Origin of the sequence: Pseudomonas lundensis (assembly GCF_015377145.2) — a bacterium.
Classification (GTDB): domain Bacteria; phylum Pseudomonadota; class Gammaproteobacteria; order Pseudomonadales; family Pseudomonadaceae; genus Aquipseudomonas; species Aquipseudomonas lundensis.
The window spans coordinates 4,821,979-4,835,383 of sequence record NZ_CP062158.2; the positions used below are offsets into that span (position 1 = coordinate 4,821,979).

The following is a 13,405-nucleotide window of genomic DNA, read 5'->3' on the forward strand; positions in this document are numbered from 1 at the left end:
AAAAGCCGCTGCCCAGTGGTGCTGGCAGCGGAATGGAAAATTGAGTAGTTACCGGGCCCACAACCTGTGGTCGCTGGCGCAGGCTGCGCGTCGTGCTCGCAGCCTGCGCCAGCCGTTACAGGGTTATGCGCCTTCTTTCAAACCCAGGTCAGCCAAGGCTTTGGCAGCGACTTTGGCTGGCAGCGGGATGTAGCCATCCTTGACCACGACCTCTTGACCTTGCTTGGACAGCACCAGCTTGATGAACTCGGCTTCCAGCGGGTTCAGTGGCTTGTTCGGTGCTTTGTTCACGTACACGTAGAGGAAACGCGACAACGGGTATTTGCCGTTCAAGGCGTTTTCTTCGGTGTCTTCAACGAACTCCGTGCTGCCTTTCTTGGCCAGCGGTACGGTTTTCACGCTGGCGGTTTTGTAACCGATGCCCGAATAACCGATGCCGTTGAGCGAGCTGCTGATCGACTGCACCACCGAGGCCGAGCCCGGCTGTTCGTTCACGTTTGGCTTGAAGTCACCTTTGCACAGGGCTTCTTCCTTGAAGTAACCGTAGGTGCCGGACACCGAGTTACGACCAAACAGTTGCACCGGCTTGTTCGCCAGATCGCCGGTCACCCCCAGGTCACCCCAGGTTTTGATGTCCGATTTGCCGCCACACAGACGCGTGGAGGAGAAGACAGCGTCAACTTGCTCCATGGTCATGTGCTTGATCGGGTTGTCTTTGTGCACGAACACCGCCAGGGCATCGACAGCCACCGGGATAGCGGTCGGCTTGTAGCCGTACTTCTGCTCGAAGGCCGCCAGTTCGTTGTCTTTCATCTTGCGGCTCATCGGGCCCAGGTTAGCGGTGCCTTCAGTGATCGCCGGTGGCGCGGTCGAAGAACCGGCAGCCTGAATCTGGATATTGACGTTCGGGTATTCTTTTTTGTAAGCCTCAGCCCACAAGGTCATCAGGTTCGCCAGGGTGTCGGAACCAACGCTGGAGAGGTTACCCGACACACCGGTGGTCTTAACGTACGGCTGGATTGCCGGATCAACACCCGCGGCAACCGCATTCGCAGTTGCAACGCCTGCGGCGACAAAAGTCAGGGCCGCCATCACACGCTTCAGTCTCATGCCTTACTCCTAGCAAACGGGGTTAGATGAATCGGGGGCCAGTATCTGCAGGCCATGTGACTACTCTATGAACCGATTGTGACAATTAGATGAAAGGCCAGCATTCGCAATGAATGGCTGGCCTTTTAAAGAGAAGTGTTGTGGTGCGCAAACGCTATAGCCTGCGGGTCAGCGCCCTTTCTTCCAAAGATAAGCACCCACCAGCAACCCCATCGTACAAATGATTGCAACGTAATACGCCGGGCCCATCGGGCTTTCTTTGAGCAATAAGGTCACGGCCATCGGGGTCAAACCGCCGAAAATGGCATAGGCCAAGTTGTAGGAAAACGACAAACCGCTGAAACGCACAACCGGCGGGAACGCCTTGACCATGACATACGGCACGGCGCCGATGGTTCCTACGAACAATCCACTCAACGCGTACAACGGAAACAGCCAATCCGGGTGTTGCAACAGGCTGTGGTAGAAGGTCCACGAGGTGATCAACAGCGCAGCACACCCGAAGACGAACACCTTGCCCGCCCCAAACCGATCCGCCAGCGCACCCGACGCAATACACCCCAGGCTCAAAAACACAATCGCCAGGCTATTGGCTTTCAGCGAAACCGTGGCCGAGAAGCCATAAATGGTTTGCAGCACGGCCGGGGTCATCAAGATCACCACGATGATCCCGGCCGACAGCAACCACGTCAGCAGCATCGACACGGCGATGGCGCCACGGTGATCGCGCAGTACGGTTTTGAGCGGCACTTCTTCTGCCAATGCCTTGCGCAGTTGCAACTCGGCAAACACAGGGGTTTCGTGCAACCAGCGACGCAGGTAGACCGAAAACAAACCAAACACACCGCCCAGCAGGAAGGGAATACGCCACGCGTAAGCCGACACCTCCACCGGGGTGTAAATCGTGTTGATGGCCGTGGCCACCAACGAGCCCAGCAAAATACCCGCCGTCAGGCCGCAGGTCAGCGTGCCGCAGGCGTAGCCCACATGCCGTGGCGGCACGTGCTCGGCCACAAAGACCCAGGCCCCCGGCACTTCACCCCCAATGGCCGCGCCCTGAATCACTCGCATCAGCAGCAACAGAATCGGCGCCCACATGCCGATCTGCGCATAGGTGGGCAACAACCCCATGATCAGTGTCGGCACAGCCATCATGAAAATGCTCAAGGTGAACATCTTCTTGCGCCCCAGCAGATCGCCAAAGTGCGCCATGACAATGCCACCCAACGGCCGCGCCAGATAACCGGCCGCGAAAATACCGAAGGTCTGCATCAACCGTAGCCACTCGGGCATGTCGGCCGGGAAAAACAGCTTGCCGACCACCGTGGCAAAGAACACAAAAATAATGAAATCGTAAAACTCCAGCGCACCGCCCAAGGCGGACAGCGACAAGGTTTTGTAGTCATTACGGGTCAGGGGACGCGAGGGAGGCGCAGCACTGGAAGGCTCGGTGATCATCGGATTTGGGCATCTCTTATTAGGCTAGGCAAAAGCAGCAACACCGCCGGCATCGGCCGGGCGGTCCCGAACGATAACAAATTGTCTGCAAAAGCACAGAGGTAGACGTGTCGGCCTTTTAAAAAGCAGAATCAGACGGTCGTCGACGGCGTTGCCGACCGATATACTCGCGGACCGTAAGCAACGACCTACGGATGGTGAGTGGCTGTACGAAACGCCCTAATGCGTCCCTTCAGCCGATACATCGACGATGTTTCCCCTTGGTGCGGCTTGGGAAGAACGTGACGAACGGAGTATGTTCGGGCTGAATCGTTTTTCTAAAGACGCTTTTTCACCCGCAATACACATGATGAATCACGGGTCAGAGGCCCTTCGGCATGCTAGAGCTCGAACAAGAAGATCCAATCCCGCAAGGCGACCTGGCCTTGCAAATTACTGCCCTGCCACGCGAAACCAATGGTTTTGGCGATATTTTCGGCGGTTGGCTGGTGTCCCAGATGGACCTCGCCGGCACGGCCATGGCCAGCAAAGTGGCGGGCGGACGTGTCGCCACCGTCGCCATCGACCGCATGGCGTTTCTGGTCCCGGTCGCCGTCGGCGCACAATTGTCCTTCTACACCCAGGCCCTGGAAATCGGCCGCAGTTCGATTCAGATGATGGTCGAAGTGTGGAGCGACGACCCGCTCTCCAGCGAATGGCGCAAAGTGACCGAAGCGGTATTTGTGTTCGTCGCCATCGATGGCAGCGGCCGCACGCGCTCAGTGCCGCCACGCCGTTAAACCTGACGGCGTTTTGCCGGTCTACTGCTGCCCCTGTCCTGTCATAGAGAGCCTGTCATGCCCAGCCACACGTCACTCCCGAGCACTTCACTGAAATTGGGCGAGCTGGACTGCTGGCACTTTATCCACGGGCACGCGCAACTGCTGATCGCCAAACAGGGCGCACAGGTGCTCAGTTATCAGGTCGGCAAGGACAAGCCGGTGATCTGGCTGAACGAAAAAGCCCAGTACACCCACGGCAAAGGCATTCGCACCGGCGTACCGATTTGCTGGCCCTGGTTTGGCAACCTGGCCCTCAACCCGCCCAGCGTGCAAGCCATGCGCGTCAGCGCAGAACCCGCCACGGCCCATGGTCTGGTGCGCACGCGAGAGTGGGAACTGCACGATTACGATGACGCCGGCGAGGCGCTGCATATAGCGCTGCGTTTGCCTCAGGTTAAGGGCGGCCTGCCAGGCTGGCCGCACGACGTGACCCTGACCCTGCACATCCGCCTCGACACTCAACTGCACCTGAACCTCGTCAGCCATAACCGCAGCGACACCGCCGTGAGCATCAGCCAGGCGCTGCACAGCTATTTTGCGGTCAGCGATGTGCGCCAGGTGCATGTCGAAGGCGTGGAGGGGCTGACCTACATCGAAACCCTGGATGACTGGAAACGCGTCAAGCAGTCAGGGGATTTGACCTTCAGCGGCGAAACCGACCGCATCTACCTCGACACCCCTGACACACTGAGCATCGTTGACCCTGAATGGGAACGTCGCATCACCCTCAAGAGCGAGGGTTCACGCAGCGCCGTGATCTGGAACCCGTGGATCGACAAGACCGCGCGTTTCAACGACATGGCCGCCGACGGCTGGCAGCGCATGCTGTGCATCGAAACGGCCAACGTGATGGACGACGTGATCACACTGGAACCGGGCGCCAGCCACACGCTGGGCGTCAGTATCAGCGCAAACGCGCTTTAACCTCTGCAGTCGCTGACGCGCAGCCGCGATCACTGCGCGGCCCGTCAGCGACTGGCAACAGCATTACAGATCCTCTTCCTTCACCACCCGCACCTGCCCGGCGTCCAGCGCATACGCCGCATCGGCCAGATCATTGCTGACCTTTTCAACCTTCAACGTCCCCGTGACCCACAGCGGTGTGTAAATGTCATCCAGCTTCAAGCCTTTTGGATAACGCACCAGCACCAGTTGATTGGGAGGCGGCGGCGGAACGTGGATACAGGCACCCGGATAAGGCACAAGGAAAAACAGCGTGCTGCGCCCTTTCGCGTCGCTTTCCAGCGGCACCGGATAGCCGCCCAGACGGATGTGCTTGCCGTTCATGCTGGCCACTGTCTTGGTGGAATACATCACGGCCGGCAGGCCTTTGCTTTGTTTCAGGCCACCCTTATCGGTAAACGTCCCCTGAGCTTCAGGCGAGTCGTGGTCGATTTCAGGCATCTGTTCAAGGGCCATTTGATCCGACTTGGGCATCAGGTCAAGCCAGTCGGTTTCCGGCAGGTCTGCCGCGTGTACCAGGCTTGCGCCCAGCAAAAGAAAGGTCATTACAAGACGGCGCATGGCGGACTCAATTAAGAAAGACGTAAGACGCCGCGCATTCTAGCGCTCTCTGCGCCGGGCGCAGAGAGCACCCACGTCCAATCAGCTCTTTTTTGAGACCAGGCCGTAAATGACCAGCAGAATCACGGCACCGACCACGGCACCAATAAAGCCGGCACCTTCGCCCGCCTTGTAGATACCCAGCGCTTGGCCGCCATAGGTGGCTGCCAACGAACCGCCGATACCCAGCAGGATGGTCATGATCCAGCCCATGCTGTCATCGCCCGGCTTCAGGAAACGGGCCAGCAGGCCAACGATCAAGCCGATAAAAATGGTTCCGATAATGCCCATGGACGCTTCCTCTCTTTAAATGGCGTTAAACCAAAGCCTAGTCAGCACTTTGGCATCACGCCATCAGAGGGCGGCGGCAACCGAATGGTTCCCGCCGATGTACCGCTCAGGCTTCGTCGATCAGCGCTTCGACCCGCAGGATCTGCGCTTGCAGGGTCGCCATGTCCGCACAACGCAGGTTGGCGTGACCCACTTTGCGGCCCGCCTTGAACGCCTTGCCATAGTGATGCAAATGGCAGTCGGCAATCGCGATCACCTTCTCAACCGGTGGCACCGTGCCAATAAAGTTGAGCATGGCGCTCTCGCCCACTTTGGCGGTCGAGCCCAATGGCAGCCCGGCAATGGCACGCAGGTGGTTTTCAAACTGGCTGCACTCGGCGCCTTCGGTTGTCCAGTGGCCCGAATTGTGAACGCGGGGCGCGATTTCGTTGGCCTTGAGGCCACCGTCGACTTCAAAGAACTCGAACGCCATCACGCCCACGTAATCCAGCTGCTTGAGGACCCGGCTGGAGTAGTCTTCAGCCAGTGCTTGCAGCGGGTGATCGGTGCTGGCAACCGACAGCTTGAGAATGCCGCTGTCGTGGGTGTTGTGCACCAACGGGTAGAACCGGGTTTCGCCATCACGACCGCGCACGGCAATCAGCGACACTTCACCCGTGAAGGGCACAAACCCTTCCAGCAGGCACGCGACGCTGCCCAGCTCGGCAAACGTACCCACCACATCGGCCGGGTTGCGCAGCACTTTCTGGCCCTTGCCGTCGTAACCCAGGGTGCGGGTTTTGAGCACGGCTGGCAGGCCAATACTGGCCACCGCTGCATCCAGATCCGCCTGGGACTGAATGTCGGCAAAGGCCGGGGTAGGAATACCCAAGTCCTTGAACAGGCTTTTTTCGAACCAGCGATCACGGGCAATGCGCAGCGCATCGGCACTCGGGTACACCGGTACGAATTGCGACAGGAACGCCACGGTTTCGGCTGGCACGCTTTCGAACTCAAAGGTCACCAGATCGACTTCGTCCGCCAACTGGCGCAGGTGATCCTGATCCCCGTAATCCGCACGGATATGCTCGCCCAAAGGCGCCGCACAGGCGTCGGGCGCCGGGTCAAGGAAGGCGAAGTTCATGCCCAGCGGAGTGCCCGCCAGAGCCAGCATGCGACCCAACTGGCCGCCACCGATTACACCGATTTTCATCGTCAGAAACCTCAGGCCAGGCGCGGGTCTGGATTGTCCAGCACGCTGTCAGTCTGTTCAGCACGGAATGCTTTCAAAACGGTATGGAATTGCGGGTGTTTGGCGCCCAGGATGCTGGCGGACAACAACGCGGCGTTGATCGCCCCGGCCTTGCCGATGGCCAGCGTCGCCACCGGAATGCCCGCGGGCATTTGCACGATTGACAGCAGCGAGTCGACACCCGACAGCATCGACGACTGCACCGGCACACCGAGTACAGGCAAATGGGTTTTAGCCGCACACATGCCTGGCAAGTGGGCTGCGCCACCGGCACCGGCAATGATGACCTCGATTCCGCGGCCTTCGGCCTCTTCGGCATACTGGAACAGCAAATCCGGCGTTCGGTGGGCAGAGACCACTTTCACTTCATAAGGGATGCCGAGTTTTTCCAGCATATCGGCGGTGTGGCTGAGGGTGGACCAATCGGACTTGGAGCCCATGATCACGCCTACCAGTGCACTCATCGTCGCGCCTCTTCTCTTGGGCGCCCGCAGGCGCGTCAAAAAACAACAAGCCACGTGGGGGATCCGACGTGGCTTGTTATAGGAATTAAGGCCGGTCAAGCCAGCCGAAGGCCGCGCAGTATACCCCAAAGAAGTGCGTTAAAAGCACCTTTGACGACCATCTGTCCGCAGCCGTTTAAATCCGGCAAACACCCGGTTTTACTGACCCTTGGGTCAGGCCACGGGCCTGCCCGCGATCCCGCCACCACGCCGGCAAACAATCGAAAAAACCTACGGATACAGGCGAAATAAACAGGTCGACTCACAGACACCCCCGCGTCGTTAAAACCACCCACTGAGCCTTAACTGATGAAGTCACCTTGAAAACTGACATGACACCGCGTTCCGCACCCGCTGCGAGGCGCTCTTCATACATAAAAGGATTTATCGATGAAGCCCATCACGTTTCATATTTTTGTTCACGACGATGTCACCCTGAGCGACCGTGTCCTCGGCCTTCAGTATTTCAAAAAGTTCACTGATGAAATCTCCGCCATTACAGGACGCTCGTTCGAATTCAACATGCTCAGAAACATTCCGGGCGTCACGAACTTCAAATACGCCTCTCAAAATGCCCAAGCCGTCGCTGACCGCTGGATGGCGGTGGCCGCCGACTATAGAAACACCCACAACTTGGGCTGGACCCGCACCGACCGTTACATTCTGGTCACCCAGGGCAAAATTAATGACCAGGTATTAGGTGCGGCCCTCCCGCGACAACCCGCTCTGATTGCCAGTGTCAGCAGCTATCAAGTGATTGCCCATGAAGTTGGGCACAGTTTCACAGCGACCCATGAAGATGCCGAAATCGGCTGGAACGCGTGGGGTTTGCCGTGTGAAACCTATGTGTACCCCGAGGTGAGTAAGGGCCGCGCCAATTGCTATCGCTATACACCCAAAAACCGTGAGCACATTGTTAATTACCTGAAGGACGCCCCTTAAAAAGACACGGGCTGTCTTTCCATCACGCCTAAAGCGGGCACGACACATTCAAGTGAACGCGCGCTACGTGCAGGTTAACCGGCTAACTAACGGCGTTTTTTAGCCCGTCTACACGGCTGGAAAAAGCGGCCAATTAACACCCCTACGTTTTTTCACGATTGCGCTCACGCAGTGAACGACACAACTGAAATACCCCGTTGTGTGGAGGGGCAAAGCCTGATCCAGAAGCCTTGCCCTTCACGTCGCTGCAGGCGCGGCGCCACCTTCGAGCTTGCGCCACAACAACCGCACGTTGGCCTTGCGCACCAAGGCACAGCGGTACAAGCGAATCTCCAGCGGCACGTGCCATTGCGGCCCGCCACACACCACCAGTTCACCGCGTGCCAGCTCGGCGCGCACACTCAAATGCGGCACCCACGCAATGCCCAACCCTTCCAGCGCCATGCTTTTGAGGCTGTCCGCCATGGCGGTTTCATAAATAGTGGTAAAGCGCAGGCTGCGCTGGCGCAGCAACAAATTGACCGAACGGCCTAAAAACGCCCCCGCGCTGTAGGCCAGCAAGGGCACGCTTGCATCGCCTTCCAGGTCGAACAGCGGCTTGCCGTCCGCATCGGCGGCGCACACCGGCAACATCTCGGTATTGCCTAAATGCAGCGACGGGAAAATCTCCGGGTCCATCTGCAACGCCGCGTCGGGGTCGTAAAACGCCAGCATCAAATCGCAACCGCCCTCACGCAATGCGTGCACGGCGTCTCCGACGTTAGTCGCAACAAGACGTGTCGCAATGTTCAGCCCTTCGTTACGCAATTGGGCGATCCAGCGCGGGAAAAACCCCAGCGCCAACGAGTGAGCGGCAGCCACTTGCATGACCTCGCCCTGCCCGCCTTCGAGGTGATGCAGGTGACGCAACACCTCCCCAAGCTGCTCGACCACCGTGCGTGCCGTGACCAAAAACAACTGACCGGCCGCGGTCAACTCCACCGGGGTGCGGGAACGATTCACCAACGTCAGCCCCAAGGCCGCTTCGAGGCTGCGAATACGTCGACTGAAGGCCGGTTGCGTCACAAAACGACGCTCAGCCGCTTGAGAAAAACTGCGCGTGGCGGCCAGGGCACTGAAGTCCTCCAGCCATTTACTTTCGAGATTCATCGAGCCTCCCAGAGGCGCACCAAATTGGGTCACACGTTCGACGCGCCCGTCGCGTCACGTCGGCATTATGCCGTTTCTGCATAGGATAGTGTTTAAAGGCATTGGCCCAAAATACCCCGCAAGCCTAGGATTCGCAGCGTTCCGGCCTATACCGGGTCCTTATCGAGATGATTTCTATCATGTCCTCCGCTGCATCTTTCCGCACTGAAAAAGACCTGCTTGGCGTACTCGAAGTACCCGCTCAAGCGTATTACGGCATCCAGACCCTGCGAGCGGTGAATAACTTCCGTCTCTCCGGCGTTCCGATTTCGCATTACCCAAAGTTGGTTGTGGCCCTGGCCATGGTCAAGCAAGCCGCGGCAGATGCTAACCGCGAACTGGGCCACCTGAGCGCGCCAAAGCACGCGGCCATCAGTGAAGCCTGCGCCCGTCTGGTGCGCGGCGACTTCCACGAAGAGTTCGTGGTGGACATGATTCAAGGCGGCGCTGGCACTTCAACCAACATGAATGCCAACGAAGTCATCGCCAACATCGCGCTGGAGGCCATGGGCCACCAGAAAGGCGAATACCAATACCTGCACCCTAACAACGACGTGAACATGGCGCAGTCCACCAACGACGCCTACCCGACGGCCATCCGTCTGGGCCTGTTGTTGGGTCACGATGCGCTGCTGGCCAGCCTCGACAGCCTGATTCAAGCGTTCGCGGCCAAAGGGGTTGAATTCAACCACGTCCTGAAAATGGGCCGTACCCAGCTGCAAGACGCCGTGCCGATGACCCTCGGCCAGGAATTCCACGCTTTCGCCACCACCTTGGGCGAAGACTTGGCTCGCCTGAAAACACTGGCGCCAGAGCTGCTGACCGAAGTGAACCTGGGCGGTACTGCCATCGGGACCGGCATCAACGCCGACCCGCGCTACCAGAACCTGGCCGTGACCCGTCTGGCCACCATCAGCGGCCACCCGCTGGTGCCGGCCGCCGACTTGATCGAAGCCACCTCGGACATGGGCGCATTCGTCCTGTTCTCCGGCATGCTCAAGCGTACCGCGGTCAAACTGTCGAAGATCTGCAACGACCTGCGCCTGCTGTCCAGCGGCCCACGTACCGGCATCAACGAAATCAACCTGCCAGCGCGTCAGCCCGGCAGCTCGATCATGCCTGGCAAGGTCAACCCGGTTATCCCGGAAGCCGTTAACCAAGTGGCGTTCCAGATCATCGGTAACGACTTGGCACTGACCATCGCCGCCGAAGGTGGCCAACTGCAATTGAACGTGATGGAGCCCTTGATCGCCTTCAAGATCTTCGACTCGATCCGCCTGCTGCAACGTGCCATGGACATGCTGCGCGAACACTGCATCGTCGGCATCACCGCCAACGAAGCGCGCTGCCGCGAACTGGTCGAACACTCGATCGGTCTGGTGACTGCACTGAACCCGTACATCGGCTATGAAAACGCCACCCGCATCGCCCGTATCGCCCTCGAAAGCGGCCGCGGCGTGCTGGAACTGGTGCGCGAAGAAGGCTTGCTCGACGACGCCATGCTCGACGACATCCTGCGCCCGGAAAACATGATTGCTCCGCGTCTGGTGCCTCTGAAGGCCTGATGCGGTAACACGATCACCAGGTCGAGGGACTAGACACCTCTCACCTTTTGAGGACTTGCAGATTTATCTGCAGGTCCTTTTTTTTTGCTCGCCTGCCGTTGCACCCAACAGGGGGTTGACGCGCCTGTCGCCAAGCAGGCGCGTGCGGCTTAGTGCGCCACCAGACAGTCCAGCGATTTGTCGACGTACGCCTTGGCCAGCTCCGCCAAATGCACAATCGACAACACCACATCGCGCGGCGACCCGTTCAATCCATTCCCCGCCTCGCTCGCCGTTGCTCCCATGCAGCGCAACAAGTCTGACGCCTGGGCCAGGGCCGCTTCTAAATTGACACTGTCGGGTATGGCATACGTGGCAGTGCCCACGGGGCGAGCAGGCTGATGGTCGTTAAGGTAGTAATTGAGCGCGCGCTCGGCGGCCGCACGGTCAAGTGACAGGGCAAGGCACTCAGCCGCATCCGACAGGCCGGACGAAGGGGGATCTGGAACAATTTTTTTCATGACATGACTCCCAATCAATTCAAGGAGCTGACACCCGTCGCTACTAAACGATGGGTGGCAGCCGTACGCAGGTTAGTAGACCGGTGATCAGGAGAACCGGCGCGCTCGAAGGCGCCCTGCGCACGGCCACCATAAAACGTGAGGCCGAAAAAAAGCGCCTCGCGGAGGTGGCGCCTTGCGCCTGATCATATCGCCGGGCTACTAAACCCGACCGCTGAGTGTGCAGCGGTGGGCCGAGACTAGTCCGCGAAATTGGCAGGCGCAAGCGAACGGGATTTTCAAGGAAGTTTCTGCGGAATGAAAGGGAAGCATCGTACGAAAACCCTGATTTTCAGCGGTTTTCAGCCACGCTGGCGTGGCCTTGAGCAGCGTTCTGCGGACCCCTTGCGACCTGCCGCAGCACTCGGGTGAACAATGCCCGTTCATCCGATGTTCAACCCCCTCCACACGAAGGTTGCGGCCGGTGCTCGCACCCTCTGAATCGCGGTTAATTCCTACATCTAAGCAGCGCTTTTCAGACGTATGTAGATGAAAAATCAATGGCTTATGCAGACGCTTCCACTGCGCCTAGGTATAGTGCCCGCCCTCTTGCCATGCATCGGCCCCGCAACAGCGGCCAGTGGCACTGCGCAAACAGCATCGTAAACCAAGCAGCAACATGGCCAGGGTCGCCTTGATCGCCTACGTTTTCGCCCTGCACACACGGGTGTAACGCGATATTTCGATCCGGCCGTATTGCCATCAGATAAAAACAGCGAGGAATAATCCATGCTTGAAGTCATCAATGACTTCCTCTCAGGGAAAGTGCTAATCGTGCTCATGGTTGGGCTCGGTGGCTACTTCACGATCCGCTCGCGTTTCGTTCAGTTTCGTTACTTCCTGCACATGTTTGCGGTGTTCAAAGACAGCTTGCGCAGCAGCGCCGGTCAACTGAGCTCGTTTCAGGCATTGATGCTGAGCCTGGCGGGCCGCGTGGGCGCGGGCAACATCGCCGGCGTCGGCATTGCCGTGACCCTCGGCGGCCCCGGCGCCGTGTTCTGGATGTGGGTGACCGCGCTGGTCGGCATGTCCAGCAGCCTGATCGAATGCTCGCTGGGCCAGCTGTACAAACGCCGCGATGCCGAAGGCCAACTGCGCGGCGGTCCTTCCTTCTATATGAAGCACGGGCTGGGCAAAGCGTGGATGGGTAAATTGATGGCAGTTTTGCTGCTGATCACCTTCGGATTTGCCTTCATGGGCCTGCAAGCCCATGCCGTGACGCACTCGCTGCAAGACGCGTTCGGGTTCCAGGTCAACTACACCGGGTTTGCCATCGCCGTGCTGCTGGGCCTGGTGTTCATCGGCGGTATCAAACGCATCGCCTCGGTGGCCGACCTGCTGGTGCCGGTCAAAACCCTCGCCTACATCGCCGTGACCCTGTACGTGATCGTGCTGCAGTTTGACCAAGTGCCAGCCATGCTCGGCCACATCGTCAAAAGTGCCTTCGGCATGGACCCGGTGTTTGGCGGCCTGATCGGCAGCGCGATTGTGATGGGCGTCAAACGTGGCGTATTCGCCAACGAAGCAGGCTTGGGCAGCGCCCCGAACGTGGCCGCCGTGGCAGACGTTGAGCACCCGATCGCGCAAGGCGTGGTGCAAGCGTTCAGCGTGTTCCTCGACACCTTCGTCATCTGCACCTGTACGGCGCTGCTGATTTTGCTGTCGGGCTTTTACACGCCGGGCTTTGAAGGCGACGGCATTGCCCTGACCCAAAACTCGCTGGCCGCGGTGGTCGGTGAATGGGGCCGCATTTTTATCAGCGTGGCACTGGCGTTGTTCGTGTTCACCTCGATGCTCTACAACTACTACCTGGGCGAAAACAACCTGCGATTCCTGGTCGGTGAAAACCGCAAGGCGCTGATGGGCTACCGCGCACTGGTGCTGGTGTTGATCTTCTGGGGCTCGATTGAAAACCTGCAAACGGTCTTCGCCTTCGCTGACATCACCATGACCATGCTGGCGTTCGTGAACCTGATTGCCTTGGCCATGCTGTTCAAAATCTGCATGCGCGTGCTCAAGGATTACGACGACCAACGTCGCGCCGGGATCAAGACACCGGTGTTCGATTCCAGTAAATTCCCGGACCTGGACCTGGACTTGAAGGCCTGGCCGCCGACACCGGCCGCCAAGGTCGAAGACACAAAACGCTGACACTGACGCGGCGGTTCTGAACAGAACCGCCGCGTTTTTGCTT

Annotated in this window: 13 protein-coding genes; 5 read left to right on the forward strand and 8 right to left on the reverse strand. The window is 58.9% G+C overall.

Features of this window, described 5'->3' with window-relative positions; translation table 11 throughout:
- Nucleotides 1-123: 123 nt before the first annotated feature.
- The gene (locus IF654_RS22470) at nucleotides 124-1,110 is read right to left on the reverse strand and encodes a phosphate ABC transporter substrate-binding protein PstS (RefSeq protein WP_047279100.1); all 987 of its coding nucleotides are present in this window, start codon (nucleotides 1,108-1,110) and stop codon (nucleotides 124-126) included.
- A 168-nt stretch (nucleotides 1,111-1,278) separates the two neighbouring features.
- Nucleotides 1,279-2,568, reverse strand: a complete 1,290-nt coding sequence (locus IF654_RS22475) for an MFS transporter (protein ID WP_083333178.1) — start codon at nucleotides 2,566-2,568, stop codon at nucleotides 1,279-1,281.
- Between the two features lie 377 nt (nucleotides 2,569-2,945).
- On the opposite strand from IF654_RS22475, the gene IF654_RS22480 reads away from it, so the two are divergent.
- Nucleotides 2,946-3,347, forward strand: coding sequence for an acyl-CoA thioesterase (locus tag IF654_RS22480; protein ID WP_003438129.1), 402 nt, complete (start codon nucleotides 2,946-2,948; stop codon nucleotides 3,345-3,347).
- A 57-nt stretch (nucleotides 3,348-3,404) separates the two neighbouring features.
- A complete protein-coding gene (locus IF654_RS22485) occupies nucleotides 3,405-4,313 on the forward strand; it encodes a D-hexose-6-phosphate mutarotase (RefSeq protein ID WP_047283343.1) in 909 nt (302 codons plus the stop codon).
- A 63-nt stretch (nucleotides 4,314-4,376) separates the two neighbouring features.
- On the opposite strand, the gene IF654_RS22490 is transcribed toward IF654_RS22485, so the two are convergent.
- From IF654_RS22490 to purE, 4 genes are all read right to left on the reverse strand, one after another.
- Nucleotides 4,377-4,913, reverse strand: coding sequence for a DUF3299 domain-containing protein (locus IF654_RS22490; protein ID WP_047279093.1), 537 nt, complete (start codon nucleotides 4,911-4,913; stop codon nucleotides 4,377-4,379).
- 81 nt (nucleotides 4,914-4,994) lie between these two features.
- Entirely contained in the window at nucleotides 4,995-5,243 is a 249-nt protein-coding gene (locus IF654_RS22495; protein WP_047279090.1) for a GlsB/YeaQ/YmgE family stress response membrane protein, read from the reverse strand.
- A 106-nt stretch (nucleotides 5,244-5,349) separates the two neighbouring features.
- Nucleotides 5,350-6,435 (reverse strand): 5-(carboxyamino)imidazole ribonucleotide synthase, encoded by a 1,086-nt coding sequence (locus IF654_RS22500; protein ID WP_047279089.1) that lies wholly within the window; start codon nucleotides 6,433-6,435, stop codon nucleotides 5,350-5,352.
- A gap of 11 nt (nucleotides 6,436-6,446) precedes the next feature.
- Complete coding sequence (gene purE / locus IF654_RS22505; protein ID WP_047279087.1) at nucleotides 6,447-6,938, reverse strand: 5-(carboxyamino)imidazole ribonucleotide mutase; 492 nt, start codon at nucleotides 6,936-6,938, stop codon at nucleotides 6,447-6,449.
- A gap of 429 nt (nucleotides 6,939-7,367) precedes the next feature.
- Here purE and IF654_RS22510 point away from each other — a divergent pair, with 429 nt between their 5' ends.
- Complete coding sequence (locus IF654_RS22510; protein WP_052892981.1) at nucleotides 7,368-7,919, forward strand: reprolysin-like metallopeptidase; 552 nt, start codon at nucleotides 7,368-7,370, stop codon at nucleotides 7,917-7,919.
- Between the two features lie 237 nt (nucleotides 7,920-8,156).
- Here the strand turns inward: IF654_RS22510 and IF654_RS22515 are convergent, their stop codons facing one another.
- Nucleotides 8,157-9,068 (reverse strand): LysR substrate-binding domain-containing protein, encoded by a 912-nt coding sequence (locus tag IF654_RS22515; protein ID WP_047279085.1) that lies wholly within the window; start codon nucleotides 9,066-9,068, stop codon nucleotides 8,157-8,159.
- A gap of 179 nt (nucleotides 9,069-9,247) precedes the next feature.
- On the opposite strand from IF654_RS22515, the gene aspA reads away from it, so the two are divergent.
- Nucleotides 9,248-10,672, forward strand: coding sequence for an aspartate ammonia-lyase (aspA, locus tag IF654_RS22520; protein WP_047279083.1), 1,425 nt, complete (start codon nucleotides 9,248-9,250; stop codon nucleotides 10,670-10,672).
- Nucleotides 10,673-10,821: 149 nt separating this feature from the next.
- Here aspA and IF654_RS22525 read toward each other — a convergent pair whose 3' ends face one another.
- Nucleotides 10,822-11,172, reverse strand: coding sequence for a DUF6124 family protein (locus tag IF654_RS22525; RefSeq protein WP_047279701.1), 351 nt, complete (start codon nucleotides 11,170-11,172; stop codon nucleotides 10,822-10,824).
- A gap of 768 nt (nucleotides 11,173-11,940) precedes the next feature.
- Here IF654_RS22525 and IF654_RS22530 point away from each other — a divergent pair.
- On the forward strand, nucleotides 11,941-13,362 hold the full coding sequence (locus IF654_RS22530; protein WP_047279078.1) for an alanine/glycine:cation symporter family protein: 1,422 nt from the start codon (nucleotides 11,941-11,943) through the stop codon (nucleotides 13,360-13,362).
- The last annotated feature ends 43 nt before the right edge of the window (nucleotides 13,363-13,405 follow it).